Source organism: Rothia sp. HMSC061E04, assembly GCF_001813685.1.
GTDB classification, from domain to species: domain Bacteria; phylum Actinomycetota; class Actinomycetes; order Actinomycetales; family Micrococcaceae; genus Rothia; species Rothia mucilaginosa.
The window spans coordinates 290,484-306,295 of sequence record NZ_KV813698.1 but is presented as its reverse complement, the minus strand read 5'-3'; the positions used below and the strand labels follow the sequence as shown (position 1 = coordinate 306,295).

Annotated in this window: 13 protein-coding genes; 4 read left to right on the top strand and 9 right to left on the bottom strand. The window is 61.2% G+C overall.

Annotated features, from left to right (window positions below; translation table 11 throughout):
- Positions 1–134 precede the first annotated feature (134 nt).
- Both HMPREF2927_RS08910 and HMPREF2927_RS04175 read left to right on the top strand, forming a co-directional pair.
- Complete coding sequence (locus HMPREF2927_RS08910; protein WP_005504750.1) at positions 135–233, top strand: 30S ribosomal protein bS22; 99 nt, start codon at positions 135–137, stop codon at positions 231–233.
- A 144-nt stretch (positions 234–377) separates the two neighbouring features.
- Positions 378–1,067, top strand: a complete 690-nt coding sequence (locus HMPREF2927_RS04175) for a histidine phosphatase family protein (protein WP_070685801.1) — start codon at positions 378–380, stop codon at positions 1,065–1,067.
- 134 nt (positions 1,068–1,201) lie between these two features.
- On the opposite strand, the gene HMPREF2927_RS04170 is transcribed toward HMPREF2927_RS04175, so the two are convergent.
- The 6 genes from HMPREF2927_RS04170 to gluQRS form a co-directional block, all read right to left on the bottom strand.
- Positions 1,202–1,627: a PLD nuclease N-terminal domain-containing protein gene (locus HMPREF2927_RS04170; protein ID WP_070685799.1), complete on the bottom strand. Its 426-nt coding sequence runs from the start codon at positions 1,625–1,627 to the stop codon at positions 1,202–1,204.
- A gap of 117 nt (positions 1,628–1,744) precedes the next feature.
- A complete protein-coding gene (locus HMPREF2927_RS04165; RefSeq protein ID WP_005508295.1) occupies positions 1,745–2,659 on the bottom strand; it encodes a 1,4-dihydroxy-2-naphthoate polyprenyltransferase in 915 nt (304 codons plus the stop codon).
- 109 nt (positions 2,660–2,768) lie between these two features.
- On the bottom strand, positions 2,769–4,100 hold the full coding sequence (locus HMPREF2927_RS04160) for an AMP-binding protein (RefSeq protein WP_070685797.1): 1,332 nt from the start codon (positions 4,098–4,100) through the stop codon (positions 2,769–2,771).
- Between the two features lie 183 nt (positions 4,101–4,283).
- Positions 4,284–5,237: a 1,4-dihydroxy-2-naphthoyl-CoA synthase gene (locus HMPREF2927_RS04155; protein WP_070685795.1), complete on the bottom strand. Its 954-nt coding sequence runs from the start codon at positions 5,235–5,237 to the stop codon at positions 4,284–4,286.
- Between the two features lie 110 nt (positions 5,238–5,347).
- Positions 5,348–6,835, bottom strand: coding sequence for a sodium/proline symporter PutP (putP, locus tag HMPREF2927_RS04150; protein WP_070685793.1), 1,488 nt, complete (start codon positions 6,833–6,835; stop codon positions 5,348–5,350).
- A 381-nt stretch (positions 6,836–7,216) separates the two neighbouring features.
- Positions 7,217–8,257 (bottom strand): tRNA glutamyl-Q(34) synthetase GluQRS, encoded by a 1,041-nt coding sequence (gene gluQRS, locus HMPREF2927_RS04145; protein ID WP_070685792.1) that lies wholly within the window; start codon positions 8,255–8,257, stop codon positions 7,217–7,219.
- Positions 8,258–8,564: 307 nt separating this feature from the next.
- Between gluQRS and HMPREF2927_RS04140 the strand changes: the two genes are divergently transcribed.
- On the top strand, positions 8,565–9,473 hold the full coding sequence (locus tag HMPREF2927_RS04140; protein ID WP_070685790.1) for an MBL fold metallo-hydrolase: 909 nt from the start codon (positions 8,565–8,567) through the stop codon (positions 9,471–9,473).
- 108 nt (positions 9,474–9,581) lie between these two features.
- Here the strand turns inward: HMPREF2927_RS04140 and HMPREF2927_RS04135 are convergent, their stop codons facing one another.
- From HMPREF2927_RS04135 to HMPREF2927_RS04125, 3 genes are all read right to left on the bottom strand, one after another.
- Positions 9,582–10,601 (bottom strand): glycosyltransferase, encoded by a 1,020-nt coding sequence (locus HMPREF2927_RS04135; RefSeq protein WP_070685788.1) that lies wholly within the window; start codon positions 10,599–10,601, stop codon positions 9,582–9,584.
- Between the two features lie 278 nt (positions 10,602–10,879).
- On the bottom strand, positions 10,880–12,709 hold the full coding sequence (gene menD / locus HMPREF2927_RS04130; protein ID WP_070685786.1) for a 2-succinyl-5-enolpyruvyl-6-hydroxy-3-cyclohexene-1-carboxylic-acid synthase: 1,830 nt from the start codon (positions 12,707–12,709) through the stop codon (positions 10,880–10,882).
- A gap of 78 nt (positions 12,710–12,787) precedes the next feature.
- On the bottom strand, positions 12,788–13,831 hold the full coding sequence (locus tag HMPREF2927_RS04125; protein ID WP_070685784.1) for an o-succinylbenzoate synthase: 1,044 nt from the start codon (positions 13,829–13,831) through the stop codon (positions 12,788–12,790).
- Between the two features lie 315 nt (positions 13,832–14,146).
- Between HMPREF2927_RS04125 and HMPREF2927_RS04120 the strand changes: the two genes are divergently transcribed.
- Positions 14,147–15,799 carry a phosphatase PAP2 family protein gene (locus HMPREF2927_RS04120; protein ID WP_070685782.1) on the top strand — a complete coding sequence of 551 codons (1,653 nt, stop codon included), beginning with the start codon at positions 14,147–14,149 and terminating at the stop codon, positions 15,797–15,799.
- Positions 15,800–15,812 lie beyond the last annotated feature (13 nt).

Genomic DNA, 15,812 nt, shown 5'->3' with positions numbered 1-15,812 from the left:
TAGGTAGCGCTCTAAAACGCAAGGGTATTTCTGTGCCTAAAATGCGTTTTGGATCGGTTATACCGGTATAAATATCCCCGGGTAGCTACCGAGTCGAATGGCTCGGCCGGGTACGAGTAAAGTGAGGAAATCCTATGGGTTCCGTTATCAAGAAGCGCCGCAAGCGTATGTCCAAGAAGAAGCACCGCAAGCTGCTTCGTAAGACCCGCCACCAGCGCCGCAACAAGAAGTAAATAGACTTCTTTCGCCCCGCCCTCCGTATGGAGAGGCGGGGTTTTTGCGTTCCTACAGTTTTTGCGGGCCGGGTTTTGTATTTGTAGAGGGTATGTGCGGGTCACCTGTTTGGGGCGCGGCGCGCTATCTGAGAGACTGGGATTATGACTGAAACTTCCACCATTAAAGTTCACCTCATGCGTCACGGCGAGGTGCACAACCCCGAGCGTATCGTGTACGGCCGTCTGCCCGGCTACCGCCTGTCCGATAAAGGCCAGCAGATGGTGCGTCTGAGCGCTGAGGAGTTCGCGGCTCGTGCTGAGCGCGGTGCCCGTTTCGTGCATCTGGTCTGCTCGCCGTTGCAGCGTACCCGTGAGTCTGCCGCCCCGGTTGAGGAGCTGCTGTGCCTGACCGCGCAGCCGGATGAGCGCGTCATTGAGGCGGATAACTACTTTGAGGGTCTGCATGTGAACGCGCAGGAGCTGCTGAGGAACCCGCGTCACTGGACGAAGCTATACAACCCGGCGCGCCCCTCCTGGGGTGAGTCGTACCTGGATCAGATTCGCCGTATGGCTGCGGCTGTTCAGGATGCGGCGCGTACCGCCTACGAGCGCGGCGGCGAGGGTGCGGAGGCGATTATTGTGTCGCACCAGCTGCCGATTTGGATTACTCGCCTGGGCGTTGAGGGCCGCATGCTGCAGCATGACCCGCGTGCCCGTGAGTGCAACCTGGCGTCGATTACGACTCTGGCGTTTAGCACCACTGATTTTGAGCATGAGATGCCGCATTTTGTGGGGTATTCGGAGCCAGCGGCGCCGCTGTACGGTGGCGTGATTCAGCTACCCGGTAGCTAAAACATCCGGTAGCTAGTTCCTGAAGCTGTTTTTGAGCATAGAGAAGAGGCTGTGAGCCCATCCGTTGCGGATGCGCTCACAGCCTCTTGCTGTAAACCTTGAGGGCGCACGAGCTGCAAACCTAACTGTCCTGACTAGTTCTGCCCGTTACCCTGATTCGGCGTGCCGTCCTCAGGATTCTTATGCTCGGGGTCCTGCTTGTTGTTCGATTCTGCTTCGCGGCTGCGGCGTTCGCGTTCTGCTTTTGCTTTGAGCCAGCGCAGGTACTCTTCATCGTCGTCGGGGGAAGACACCGAGGGCGCCGGGGAGCTGCGTCGCTGACCGAAGCCGGGGCGAGGAGTGCCTGCTGCGGGCTGTGCTGCTGGCTGTGCCTTGGGGCGGCCCAGGATAAGCCACATGAGCGGGCCCACCACGGGGAAGAGCAGGGTGACGAGAACCCACAGCCACTTGGGCAGGGTTCGCGCCTCGTGTGCGGGGGTGCGGACGGCGTCCAAGAGGGTGTAAAGGGTCAGCCCCACGATGAGGGCGGCGCCGCCAATAATCAGCATGGCTCGAATCATAAGCACTACTATGACATACCGCCGCGTTATTGCGGAACTATGAACCGGGTGCCCGCCAACGGCGTAATGGCACGGTAAAAGAGCCCGATGCGAGGTAGTGCAGAACCGGAAGCCGGCTTAGTAGCCGGTGAACACCTGAACCTCGTGGCTAATAATATCCAGCGAGCCCAGCCACACGGCGAGGGCAAGAATAACCGAGTACACGAGCGCCACAATACCCGCCTGCTTGAGCACGGGAATCAGGTCGCGGCCGCCGCGCGTCCATACGGTCACGCAGGAGTGGATGGTCGGGCCGACCAACAGGAAGATCAGCAGGAACCAGGGGTTCTCATCGAGCAGGAGTACGCCCAGACCCAGTGCCAACGCCATCTCCACGATGTAGGTGATGCGAGACCAGCGTTCGCCCAGGCGGACCGCCATGGTCAGCTTGCCCGCCTCAATGTCGGTGGGAATGTCACGTACGTTATTCGCCATGAGCAGCGCACAGGAAATCAGACCAATGCCGATAGCACCAACCCAGCCGAGCAGGGTCAGGGTGTGTGCCTGCGTGTAGAGGGTGCCCAGGGTCGCAACCAGACCAAAGTAGACGAAGACGAACACGTCGCCCAGGCCCATGTAGCCGTAGGGGTGCTTGCCGCCGGTGTAGCCCCACGCCGCGAAGACGCTGGAGGCGCCAATCGCCAGGAACCACCACTGGTTCGCCAGAGCCACCAGGGCAAGACCGGCAAGCATCGCCAGGCCGAAGCAGGCGAAGGCGGCGTACTTGACGGAGCGGGGGCTTGCCACGCCGGAACCGACGAGGCGTAGCGGACCCACGCGGTCTTCGTCGGTGCCCTTGATGCCGTCGGAGTAGTCGTTGGCATAGTTCACGCCGACCTGCAGGAAGAACGCGACAAGGAACGCCAAGAACGCGTAGAGCGGCTTGAATTCGTTGACCTCGTAGGCGGCAGCTGAGCCGGCAATAATGGGGGCGACGGCGAGCGGCAGGGTGCGCAGGCGAGCGCCTTCAATCCATTGGGCGGCAGTTGCCACGGGGGTTCCTTCCGGGTCTAAATGCGTATGATGCGTGGGTTTTGTGCGTGACGGTCAGGGCGTGCGGGCGGCTGCGTGTGCGGGGTGAAAACCCGCGGATGAGCCTGCTTTAGCCCTGACGGTAGTCTCTGTCCAGGATACTGTATATTTCTGCGCGGTCCGGCTTGCCGGTGCTGGTGAGCGGGAAATCCGGCAGGATGCTCAGCTGCTTGGGGGCGGCGGGGGCGCCGAGCTTTTCGGCGCAGCGGGCACGCAGCAGGGCGCAGAGTTCTTCGTTCAGGGCGGGGCGATTCTCGGTAGGTGCAGCCGCTGCACCGGCAGAAGGTACGAGCGTGACCGCGGCGGCAATGGCTGTGCCCCAGCGGGCATCGGGCAGGCCGACTACGCAGGCTTCGCGTACGGCGGGGTGCTCTTCGAGGACAGTCGCCACGGCGCGGGCGGAGATTTTTACGCCTCCGCTGATGAGTACGTCGTCGCTGCGGCCGAGCACCTGCAGGCGTTGCTCACTACAGTTCTTGTTGCTGTCGGGAGCTAATAGACCGTAGTCGTCGGTGCGGTACCAGCGGGTGCCGTCGGCGGCGGTGAAGAAATGCTCGGCGGTGCGGGCGGCGTCGCCAATGTAGCCGCTGGCGAGGTGCGCGCCGCTGATCCAAATACGACCCACCTGTGCGGGCTTCCCACCGGTATCCGGCACGGCGGGCATACCTTCTTCGGGTACGAGCTCCACCCTCACGCCGGGCAGTACGGAGCCGGAGTAGACGCATCCGCCGGCGGTTTCGGCACTGCCGTAGGTGGTCACCGTGTTCAGCCCCAGGGCGGTGGCGGCGGCGAGCAGGTCGGCGCTGGCGGGGGCGCCTCCGAGCAGGATGCCGGTGAAGGAGCTGAGCGTCTCATGAATTTCAGCGCCCAGGTGCGGATCGGTGTCCGCGCTTTCGAGCAGCTTATGGAGCTGGGTGGGCACCAGGGAGATAAACCGGCGTGCCGAGCTCATGCGCTCAACCGCCTGCAGGAACACCTCGGGGCTAAAGTGCACGGGCTCAATGACGGAGCGGGCAATGACCGGGGCGGTGCCTGCGAGCACGGAGCGGGCGAGCACCTGCGCGCCAGCAATATAGTGCGCCGGAAGAGCCAGGAGCCACTGCGATGCCGCATCGGAGTTTGAGTCGAAGAAGCGTTCGGTGGCTGCCGCACTGGCGGCAAGAGCTCGCGCGGTCAGCGCGGTGCGTTTGGGGGTTCCGGTGGATCCGGAGGTTCCCACCACCAGGGCGATAGGCCCCGCAGCCGCATCCGCCGCGTACCCGCCCAGTAGCTGCTCAAAGGCACTCAGCATGGCGTGAGGGTCGGCGGGTTGATTGGCGCGCACCTGTACCGCCTGCGGGTGCAGGGCAGCCTCCTGCGGGGCGGGTGAGGGCATGAGCCCGGGTGCGGGGGTGTTCATCATGGCTAAATCCTTAGCGGCTGTTTGTAGCGGCTGCGTGCTGTTATGCGCCGGCGTCATATGCCGGTGTCATATGCCGGGGCGGCATCAAATGCGCCGGAGCCGGATTCTTAGCTGAGGTTCTCAGGGTTGAATCCGGCTCCGAGCCTATGCATCTGAAACTACTTCTGTAGAAGGGGCTGTCTCTTAGAAGTAGTAGGGGTAGTTGGACCAGTCCGGGTCACGCTTCTGCAAGAACGCGTCGCGACCCTCCACGGCCTCGTCGGTCATGTATGCCATGCGGGTTGCCTCGCCGGCGAAGACCTGCTGGCCGAGCATGCCGTCGTCGGGCAGGTTGAAGGCGTACTTGAGCATGCGGATTGCCTGCGGGGACTGGCGGGCAATGTGCGCTGCGTATTCCAGGCCCTTGTTCTCGAGCTCTGCGTGGGGGACGACGTCGTTGACTGCGCCCATTTCGTACATGCGCTGTGCGTCGTATTCCTTGGCGAGGAAGAAGATTTCGCGGGCGAACTTCTGACCCACCTGGCGTGCGAGCAGCGCCGAACCGTAGCCTGCGTCGAAGGAACCGACGGTTGCGTCGGTCTGCTTGAACTTACCGTACTCTTCGGAAGCGATGGTCAGGTCAGCAACCACGTGCAGGGAGTGGCCGCCGCCTGCAGCCCAGCCGGAGACGAGGGCGATAACGACCTTAGACATGGTGCGGATGAGGCGCTGCACTTCCAGAATGTGCAGTCGGCCTGCGCGTGCCGGGTCAATGCTTTCTGCGGTGTCGCCGCTGGCGTAGTGGTAGCCGTCGCGGCCGCGGATGCGCTGGTCGCCGCCGGAGCAGAATGCCCAGCCGCCGTCCTTGGCGGAGGGGCCGTTGCCGGTGAGCAGCACGGTGCCTACGTTGGAGGTCATGCGGGCGTGGTCGAGGGCGCGGTAGAGTTCGTCCACGGTGTGCGGGCGGAATGCGTTGCGGACCTCGGGGCGATCGAATGCGATGCGCACGGTGGGCAGATCACGTAGGATTTCGCCGTTTTCGTCGCGCTCAACCTGGCGGTGGTAGGTGATGTCGGTGAAGTCTTCGAAGCCTTCGACGACGCGCCAGTCGGCGGGGTTGAAGATGTCCGAGACCTTTTCGGGAAGTTGTGCAGTCATAGACCCTATTCTACGTTGCCCGGGCATATATGAAGGCCCGGACCGCGTGTGTGCGGCCCGGGCCTTAGAGATTGGGTAAGGAACCTTACCCGGTCTTGGTTACCTAGGGGTTACTTGACCTTTGCGAGCTCTACCGCGCGGTCGAACTCTTCGTCAATGACCTGGTTCTTCTTGTAGGTGACCAGGGAGACGATGATTGCGACCAGCATTGCCGACGCGAAGCCGGGAACCATTTCGTAGAGCACGGACTTCATCGGGCTCTGGCCCCATGCGAATGCCACAACGGCACCGGTGATCATGGAGGCGAGTGCACCCTGGGTGGTCAGCTTACGCCAGTAGAGGGAGAGCAAAACGGTCGGGCCGAATGCCGAACCGAATCCAGCCCAAGCGAATGCGACCAGCTGCAGAATGGAGCTGTTGGGGTTCCATGCCAGGGCACCGGCGACCAGTGCCACGATTGCCACGCCTGCACGGCCGAGCCACAGGGACTTGGATGCGCTGAGCTTCTTCGAGGAGAAGATGCCGTAGAGGTCCTCCACCAGAGCGGAGGAGCACACGATCAGCTGCGAGGAGAGGGTGGACATAATTGCCGCCAGAACCGCAGCCAGAATCAGGCCCGCAATGAGGGGGTGGAACAGAATCTGGGAGAGGTCCAGGAAGACCGACTCAGCGGTTTCCGGGTTGGTGAGGGATGCTTCGGGGTGGCGTGCAAAGTATGCGATACCCATGAATGCGCCGCTCAGTGCGCCGAACACGGTCAGGACCATCCAGCTGATGCCGATGCGGCGGCCGGACTTAGCGTCTGCGGGGGTGCGCAGCGCCATGAAACGCACGATAATGTGCGGCTGGCCGAAGTAGCCCAGACCCCATGCGAGGGACGAAACGATACCGGCGAAGGTGGTGCCTGCGAAGAGGCTCAGCGCATCGGGGCTTACCTGGCTGATGGACTCAACCACGGGGCCCACGCCGCCGAGGTCAATAATGGTGACGACCGGAACGGCAATGAGTGCTGCGAGCATGAGCAGGCCCTGAACCATGTCGGTGTAGGATGCGCCCATGAAGCCGCCGAAGAAGGTGTAGAACACGGTGATGCCTGCCAGCAGGAGCATACCGGTGTGGTATTCCTGTCCGAAGGAGGACTTGAAGAACAGGCCGCCGGACACCATGCCGGAGGAGACGTAGAAGGTGAAGAACACCAGAATCACGACGCCGGAGACGATGCGCAGCACGCGCTTGGTGTCATGGAGGCGGTTGCTCAGGAAGACAGGGACGGTCACGGCGTCGCCTGCTACTTCGGTGTAGCTACGCAGTCGCGGTGCCACGAACTTCCAGTTGCACCATGCGCCGATGGTCAGACCGACGGCGAGCCACGCCTGGGAGAGACCGCTGAGGTAGACGGCGCCGGGAAGACCCATGAGGAGCCAACCGGACATATCGGAGGCGCCCGCTGAGAGAGCGGCGACGGTGGGGGAGAGCTGTCGCCCGCCCAGCACATAGTCGTCAAGACTGTTGTTTTTGCTATTTGCCCATAGGCCGATTGCGATCATGGCAACAAAATAAATCGCCAGCGCGATGACCTGGTATGTACTCGCGGCCATAATGTTCCTTCTCTCCTGGTGATAGTGTGCGCCTGTGTGTATTTATGCGCTACCCCATAACTTTATGAGTGGCATAGGATACAGTCTAGGCTTTGAAGGGCTGAAAATAAAGTCTATTTGACGTCTAGGAATGAGAAGCTGTGGAATAAATATGTGTTTGCTGTGTAAATTTTGTGGTCGTACAGGTGGGGTGCTGTGGGAGCGTGTGCGAAAAAGTGCCCGAAAAATCCCTGGATTTCAGGGTTTCGGGCACTTGAGTGAAAGATATGTAGTTGAAAAGCAACGCAAACGCTCAATGGCATATGCATCTAAAACGAATTAAACGAAAAATTTAAAAGCCGTTCGGAGTGTTGAACTGTTACACAACAATGTCACAGAGGCTTAGAGATCCCTCACGACCCATGGCTCAGAAGCCATACGAGCCGGGTCAAAACGCTCCAAAATCGCCGCCGCATTAGGCACCGGAACATCCGCGGAATGGGCGGAGCCATCAGCGTTATACACCGGAATAGACGCGGCAATCCAACCCAAAATCGTCGGAATCTCGACACCCGCCTCGCGCAGCTGCGGCAGGGTCACCGCACCGTCACGCTTCGCCAGGCGCTTACCCCCCTCGTTAAGCGCCAGCGGCACGTGAGCGTAACGTGGCTGCGTCAAACCCAAAAGCTGCGCCAAATACGACTGGCGAGGCGCCGAAGGGAGCAGATCATCACCGCGCACAATCTGCTCAACCCCCACAAATGCATCGTCCACCACCGAGGTCAAGTTATAGGCGTAGGTGCCGTCATTGCGCACCAGCACAAAATCATCCACCAGCCCCGTGTAAGCACCGTAAAAATCATCCTGCACCGTGTAGCTCGTGCACTCGGCACGCAGACGCAGAGCCGGCGAACGCTGAGCACGGCGCTCCTCCCGCTGCGCTTTGCTCAGCTCACGGCAGGTGCCCGGGTATGCGCCCGGCGCACCGTGCGGGGCGCTCGACGCCTCCTGAATTTCGCGGCGGGTACAGAAGCACTCATAGACGAGGTTTGCCTCGCGCAGCTGCGCAAGCGCCTGCTCATAGGCAGCAAGGCGCGTGCTCTGGTACAGCACACCTACTTCCTTGCCCTCGGCGCTTTCGCTGCCCTCAACGCGCTCTGTCGGGGCACCGGCTGCCGGGGTACCAGGGCTTGCATCCCAATCCAGACCCAGCACCGCTAAATCAGCAATCTGACGCTCTGCGGCACCCGGGCGCACGCGATCTAGATCCTCCACGCGCAGATAGAAGGGTTTGCCACCGCGGCGAGCCATCGCCCACGCCAAAATAGCGGTACGCAAATTGCCCAGATGCAAATCCCCCGAGGGGGAGGGGGCGTAGCGTCCGGTACCGCTGGGGAAAGGCAGGTTCGAAGGGGTGGAAGACGAGGTCGGGGAAGAAGTCATACTCCTATCCTATAGGGGTGTTAGATGCGGGTTAACCGTGCGCACGACTCTAGGTTGAGTGGCATCGTGGCATAAATATTGCTTCTACGGATGCGCGCCGGACTTTTCGAGGGGCTCCTTTGGCGATGATGTGCTGTTCAAACAAGCCGGAGAGGTTGATAAGGCTCACCACTTTCTTGTTGCTAGAGATAAGTTTGCGCAAAATAATGCACTTTCATTGCCTTGAATTGTTACCGAACCGTAAATTTCTGTTCTCTGAAGCCCGAATAACTCCTCAGCCGCTAAAAATTCCAGTAGGGTTGTATCTATGGCTCGTACTATTGAACTCGCAGACGGCGTGTACCGCATTGCGACCGACAACTACCGACTGAACACCGGCCTGGTCCTCGGACTGGACCGTGCACTAGTCGTAGATACCGGCGCAGGTCCCCGTCAGGCAACCGAAATTTATGATGAGGTTCGCCGTCTCACGCGCCTTCCTATTACCGTTGTAAACACTCACGGACACTATGAGCGTTTCTTCGGCAACGATGTTTTCGCGGCAATGGGTACCGAAGAATTCTGGGCGCATCCTCGCGCCGCGCGTGCAATCCGTAAATACGGTGAGGCGCAGCGTCCCTACGTCGAGACGCTGGAACCGGAAATGGCACACAATCAGGGTGCCGCCACCAATATTGTTGTTCCCAACCGCCTGGTCGCCAATAGGGGCGACGGCATCACTTTCACCCCCATCGACCTGGGTGAGCGTAGCGTAACCCTCATGTACATGGGTCCCGGCCACACCGACGGTGACATTATGGTCGGTGTTGAGGACGTGCTGTTCATGGGCGGTCTGATTGAAGAGGGTACCGACCCCTACTTTGAGGATTCTTTCCCCGACCGTTGGATTGATACTCTCGGTGCCGTGCTCGAATTTGATCGCTACCGCGTGTTTGTGCCCGGTAACGGTGAGCCGGTAGACCGCACCTTCGTGGAGCGTGAGCGTAACACCATGGTGACCGCTATTGAGTCGATTCGTTCCTCCACTTTAAATCGTGATGACGAGGCGACGACCGCGGCAATGTATAAGCTGCCGTATGCACCGGGTGCTACGCGCTTCCTGCTGGATCGTTTGGCTCAGCTTGAAGGCGCACCAGTAGCGGCGTACCTGGAGGCGGATCACCCGGATACCAGTGGTTTCACGGGTCCGATTACTCTGGGTCAGGCTTCGTACTAAAACCCCGTATGCAATATGCCTCATGGGGCACAAATACAGGTGAGGGCTGGTTTCTATGATAGAAACCAGCCCTCACCTTTTATATACCCATAACCTTAGGGCACGTATTTAGCGCTGAACGTACTGGGCGTGCATTGCCTCGCAATCAGCTGCCAAAGAAGCCGGGACTTCACCCATTGCCTCGCACAGCTGCACGAAACGATGACGCCAATCCAGGTGTTGCAGCGCCTGACGAATCTGCAGCTCACCCTGCGCCGGAGTCCAGCGGGAGACCGCATCGGCAACCTGCGCGAGGCCTGTGCGTGCATCCGCGTGATCAATGTCGATGGTTGCGCCATCCCAAAGAATTTCACGCACGGTGGTGGTGTTCGGAACCTTGCCGACCACGGTCACGCCCGAAGCCAGGGCGTCGGTCCAACGACCGGTGATGTACTCCTTGGTCGGGTGAGTGTATGGCGCCGGGCTGACCGAAGTGGAGAACGCCAGCAGGAACTTCGCGCGGTTCAGCGAATCCTGCAGGTGCTGAGCCGACTCGCGGTCATTTGCACCGAAGGGCGGGCGGCCCTTAAAACTCAGACCCAGCTCGCCGGCGAGGGCGGCGGTCGCCTCGTCATCTTCGTAGGCGGCGGGCTGACGGCCCACGCGCAGCAGGTCGGTGCTCTTCGAGCCCAGCGCAGCCAGACGGTCAGAGAAAGCACTCCAAACATCCGCACCCCAGGGCAGAACGCCGGGAGTCTTCACGCCCGCGGCAGTCCAGGGCTGAACGTCGTCAACGTCCGCAACGAAAATACGGTCGTAGGTGGAGGACTTAGCCACCGCGGGAATACGGTCATCCCAGAAGCTATCAATCACCCAGCCGTAGATTGCGCCGTAGCGGCGGAACGCGAAGGAACGCTGCGAAATGGCGTACAGCTGACCGGGATCAGAAGCAATCACCAGGCAACGCTTGGAGCCGCCCTTGAGGCGGGGCAGACGCGCCAGAAGCTTCGTTTCCTTGCTGAGGGATGCGCCCACATCCACGGTGTGGACGGTACCGCCGGTGTAGCGGGCGAGAAGCTCCGCCATGGCGTGTACGGGAACCCAACCGGCTCCGGAGGGGACAGCAACAATAATATCGAGTGAGCTCATGAGAATCCTTGGGAGCAACGCCCGCCGCAGGCACCGGGCTCACCGGGGTAAAACCTCGGGTCGCGGGCGGTGTGCATCAGCGGCGAGAGCGTGAATGTCAATAAATGATAGATAGGGTGCCTTGCGTCAGCAGGCGCGCAGAAAAACGCGAATGCAGCGGCGAGTGAAACCGCTACAACCGGCTAGCTTTCAGCCACGGAAGGCTACGGCACAGGTAGTTTTCAGTATATCGGTCAACCCTGCGCACGGGGCTTAGCCTGCAGCCTTTAGAAACGGCTTTAGGGCGTGTGAATGCGCACCTCAATGCCCGATTCGGTACCAAAACCGGCAGCCATGCGCGCCAGATCAGTATTCGGGGCGGCAACCACCGTGAAGAAACGATTCACAGCGGCGGTGAACTGCTTCTGACGAGCCATATCGCCGTGTTCAAGGGTCGTGAAAATACCGCCGCCGGCATCGTCAAAGACCTCAACCCGCAGTTCGGGCAGAAGCTCAGTATTCGGCAGGTTTAGTGAGGACACATCGTGCTGGAAAGTCAGGTCACCGCACAGCAGGGTCACCGGCAACGCGGCGCCGCCAATGACCGGGCGGGAGTTCTCATCCACGCCGGCAGGGTAGTAGCCCGACAGGGACACACCAATAGCGGTCGCAATCGTGCCGTCAATACCGGCAAGACCGCGATTAGCAAACACGCGCGCGGGGGCGGGCTCGCCCAGGGCGGGGGCTGCCGCATCCAAATCACGCACCAGGTTTGAGGATCCCAGTACGAGCAGGCGGCACTGAGCCACCGCATCCTGCCAGACGCGGCGGGCGTAGGAGCGGCCAGCGGTGCGGTTGCGGTAATCGGTGTAGTCAACCGAGCTCTCGGCATCGGGGTGTTCGTAGGCGGCAATGGCGTGCAGGCACTCATCCTGTAGCTTGCGGGCGGGCTCAACCCACTGCTCTAGCCAGCTCAGCTCGTCCACCAGCTCATCAGCGGTAGCAGAGGATGCGCACGCAAACTCGGCGAGCTCGTGCGGGGTCGACAGTTCCACGAAGGAGCGGGCGCCCGGCTCGTACCAGCTGGCGCGGCGCGGGGTGTAGAACGCGCACTGAATATCTTCGCGTTCCAGCAGCGCCGTAATCGGGCGCGAAAGCGTCGGGTGGCCGAAGAGCACCACACGCTCAATCTGCGCGGCGGGGGCGAACGAATCATCAGCGAGCAGCTGCGGGTAGTGAGGAATGGAGGTTACGCCGTGGCGCGCCTCGGAGGAAGGCTCCGCGAACAGCGGCAGGTTCAGCACGCGCGCGAACTCCGCCGCAAACTCGCCGGCACCGTCAGCGGCAACCACCACGGTGCGGTGCGCCGGAGTGAACTCCGCAAGGTCCGCCTGCGCCTCCAAAGAATCCAGAAGCCAACGCTGCTCGGCGCTGGAGAGCCCGGAACCCTCAGCGTGGGCGGCGCGGGCGCGGCCCTCAGCCTGCGGGTCGTAATCCTCCAGCAGGCTCTGTGCCCACTGCGGCAGCATCTGCGCAAAACGACCCGAGGGGGTCAGCGGCGTATCGAAACAAATGTTCAGGTGCACCGGGCCAATCGGCTCGGCAGACTGCTTGCGCCAGTGCTCGGCGCTACGACCGGTCAGCGCATTCAGGCAAGCGGCAAAAGCCTGAGTCTGCTCGCCCTCCACCTGCTCGGGATAGGAGGTCAGATCGGCTTCAGCACGCACAAAAGGATGGAAAAAACTCGCCTGACGGGTCGTCTGATTCACACCGCTACCGCGCAGACGCACCGGACGGTCCGCGCTCAGCACCGCTAGGGGCACGCCGGCGTGGTAGGCCTCCATGACGGCGGGCACGTACTCGCCCAGTGCCGTACCGGAGGTGCACACCAGGCCTACGGGCTGACCGGATGCCTTGGCAATACCCAGGGCGGTAAAGGCTGCACTTCGCTCGTCCACGCGCACGTGCGCAATGAGCGCGCCGGCTTCAGCGGCGGCGGCAATAGCGTACGCAAGAGGTGCGCTACGGGATCCCGGAGACACGACAACATGCCGCATACCGGCACGAATCAGCGAATCGAGCACGGATACTGCGGTGAGCATGGCGGGGGTTGAGCGGTTTTCAGTCACCGTACCATTCTAATGCCGTAAGGTTTTTCATTCAGTTATGGTTACCCTTCACAGGCGCGACCTTGAAAATTACAGTCTTCATAGCCCGCAGGCGCGTTCCAGTACCCGGTAGCAGGCGGTGACGCGCTCCACCCACCACTGGCGGGTCTGCTCATCGGTGGCAAGACGCTCCAGGCGCTGCGGGCTGGGGGTGATGGCGCGCAGATCCATGAACCCGTCGCGGGCGATGAGCGGCTCGTCGGTAACGTCCTCAGCCATGAGGGAGACCGTGCCCAGACCGCACCCGTACCTCAAGGTCGGTAGGGAGGCCGCCAGAGAGGCACCGGTGGCAATGCCCACCGAAGACTCCAGCGCAGAAGACACTACCGCCGGAAGCTGCGCCTGCTCCACCAGCGCGAGCGCACGGCGTACACCGCCCAGCGGCGCTGCCTTAATAACCATCAGGTCCGCGGCGTTCGCGCGCGCCACCTTCAGCGGGTCTTCCGCCTTGCGAATCGATTCGTCGGCGGCAATGCGGGCGGGCAGCCCCTCCTTAGCAATGGCAAAGCGGAGCGCAGCCATATCCTCAATGGATGCCACGGGCTGCTCTGCGTAGATAATGCCGTACTCGCAGAGCTTGCGCAGCGCATCAAGGGCACCGGCGAGGGTGTAGCCCATGTTCGCGTCCACCTTCAGGCGCGCATTCGGGAGCGCCTCGCGAGCGGCTGCTACCCGCGCAATATCGTCGGCGAGGCTCTGACCCTTCTCCTCCACCTTGATTTTCAGTTCCTGAATCTCACCCTCGTACTTGGCGAGCACCTCCGGCACACGCTCGGCGGGCACCGCAGGCAGGGTCGCGTTCAGCGGGATGCGCGTACGCACCGGCTTCGGGGTGGGCAACCATGCCGCCTCTAGCGCGCAGGCAAGCCACGCGGCAGATTCCTGCGCACCATACTCGAGGAAGGGCGCGAACTCGCCCCAGCCGTGCGGGCCGCAAATCAGCGCGCTCTGGCGGCTATTGACCCCGCGGAAGGTGACCGTCATCGGAATTTCGACCGTGAACAGGTTCTCCAGAACCTCCTGCAGCGGCGGCAGGGGAGTGTTCGTGAGGTGAAAACCGTAGCCGAGAGGCGGCACGCTCATACTGGTGTTCAAGGTATCTGCCCTTCTGTGATGCGCTATGAGCTCACCATAGCATTCTAGGGGCGGGCGGGTGCGCTCGCACCCTGTCACGCATTCTCTGGAAACTCTCAGGTTGTGGTCGAAAAAACTTTAGTTTTTCATAGCTTAACCTGGAATAGTAGGTAGTTAAACCTGGGATAGTAGGTAGTTATTCGCCCGAGAACTCGGACGGTGCTTCGCATAAAACGGCAGCTTGAGGGCTACCGTTTTGAGGGGCTGGCATCTGCGGGCTCGGGTATCACTAACAGACATGAGGGCGAGAAGGTACAAAGGGTTATGAAGAAGAAAACACCGGCAAATACATCGGGTTCGGAAAACTCCGGTTGGGAGAGCTCCGAAAACCTCGATGCTACCAGTGTGCTTCACCCCGCTGATGTGCATGCGGCCGCTGCTGACAATGCGCCCACTACGGTGTTTTCCTCTGATGAGACTGCGGTGCTCTCTGATTATCAGGACCCGACTGCGGTGCTCTCTGATTATCAGGATGCTACCCAGGTGCTCACCTCCCACGAAACGGCTACCCCTGCCGCTACGCACAGTGATGACCGCACGAAAGTTTTGACGGATTACGATTCCTCGCCGGCTAACAAAACTGCGCCTGCAGGTTCCATGAATACCGGTTCCGCGAACGCTGAATCTGCGAATACCGAAGTTATTTCTTCGTATCCCGAACTTTCAGAGGTTATTGGCGCGACTCGTCCTTTGCCGCGCGCTTACCGCGCCCCCATTAAGATTCCTGAGACGATTCCCTCGCCGCAGGAGCGTGCTTCTCAGGGGAACTATAGTGCGGATGAACCGATGCAGGCTACGCGCCGCCTGGATCCGCCGAAGCCTCCGGTGAGCGGTTTCCCGCTGAACAATCAGATGGGTGCCTCCCCAATGGGTGCGCCTCAGATGGGTGCTCATCAGCCTCTTCCCATGCGTGCGATGCCTCCGCAGCCGGTGGCTTATCCTCCCGAGGCGTATCCTGCCGCCGCCTACCCGAACGGTGCGTATGTTCAGACCGGTCAGGTTCCCGTGGATGCTTCGGGCCGCCCGGTGAATCGTCCCGGCGAAGAGCAAGTGCATCATCTTCCGAGTACCGGTATTTTGATGCGTCACGTGATGGCGTTGCTGTTCTTGGGTCTGTCTCTCTACGGCGCGTTCGTGTTCTTCATTTACACGGCGACCGGCCAGCAGGTTGATGAGCAGGCGTACACCGAGTACGCGAACCAGTTCAAGAGTTACCGCGGCCCGACCCTGACGGCGCTGGATTCTCTTCCTGCGGTTGTCGGCGTGATTGCCGTGCTGGGTCTGGTTGCGGTGCTGATTTGGAAGCACCGGTTCCTGCCTTCGCTGATTGGTGTGCTGGCCGCGGCTGCGGCGGTGACGAGTACGTATCTGCTCAAGCACTACCTGATTGTGAAGCCCGACCTGGGTGTTCAGGAAGCGCTGAGCAACTCGGCGCCCAGTGGCCACACAACCTTCGCGGCGGCGGCTGGCACGGCGCTCTTCCTGGCGGCGCCTCGTTTCTTGCGGCCCACGGTGGCTCTCTGCGCGGCATTGGCGACCTGCCTGACGGGTGCCTCCACGATTATTAACGGTTGGCACCGCCCGGCGGATGTGGTGACCGCTATTCTGGTCACCGCCATCTGGACGGTTGTGGGTATGGGTGTGTTGCGTTATGTGCGTCCGGCAGATTTTGCGGTGCCGGCGCGTGGCGGTTTGGTGCTGGTGCCGTTGATGACGATTGCGACGCTGTTCCTGTCGTTCTGCGCGGTGATTCTGTACTTGATTGCGATTTTTGCCCCGATTCCCGGCGGTGCTTTTACCGCAGCGACCTGCATGATTATTGCGGTGAGCTTTGGTACGACGGCGTTGATGGTGAACCTGTTGCGTCCGCGTAATAGTAATCGCTCCGCCTATTCGAAGGTGTGGAGTTATCAGTAGATGTTGTTCCCCT

Bases quoted from the DNA above. Each gene is read 5' to 3' on its own strand.
- HMPREF2927_RS08910 (WP_005504750.1), top strand. From the start codon at position 135: ATGGGTTCCGTTATCAAGAAGCGCCGCAAGCGTATGTCCAAGAAGAAG.
- HMPREF2927_RS04175 (WP_070685801.1), top strand. From the start codon at position 378: ATGACTGAAACTTCCACCATTAAAGTTCACCTCATGCGTCACGGCGAG.
- HMPREF2927_RS04170 (WP_070685799.1), bottom strand. From the start codon at position 1,627: ATGATTCGAGCCATGCTGATTATTGGCGGCGCCGCCCTCATCGTGGGG.
- HMPREF2927_RS04160 (WP_070685797.1), bottom strand. From the start codon at position 4,100: ATGATGAACACCCCCGCACCCGGGCTCATGCCCTCACCCGCCCCGCAG.
- HMPREF2927_RS04155 (WP_070685795.1), bottom strand. From the start codon at position 5,237: ATGACTGCACAACTTCCCGAAAAGGTCTCGGACATCTTCAACCCCGCC.
- putP (WP_070685793.1), bottom strand. From the start codon at position 6,835: ATGGCCGCGAGTACATACCAGGTCATCGCGCTGGCGATTTATTTTGTT.
- gluQRS (WP_070685792.1), bottom strand. From the start codon at position 8,257: ATGACTTCTTCCCCGACCTCGTCTTCCACCCCTTCGAACCTGCCTTTC.
- HMPREF2927_RS04140 (WP_070685790.1), top strand. From the start codon at position 8,565: ATGGCTCGTACTATTGAACTCGCAGACGGCGTGTACCGCATTGCGACC.
- HMPREF2927_RS04135 (WP_070685788.1), bottom strand. From the start codon at position 10,601: ATGAGCTCACTCGATATTATTGTTGCTGTCCCCTCCGGAGCCGGTTGG.
- HMPREF2927_RS04125 (WP_070685784.1), bottom strand. From the start codon at position 13,831: ATGAGCGTGCCGCCTCTCGGCTACGGTTTTCACCTCACGAACACTCCC.
- HMPREF2927_RS04120 (WP_070685782.1), top strand. From the start codon at position 14,147: ATGAAGAAGAAAACACCGGCAAATACATCGGGTTCGGAAAACTCCGGT.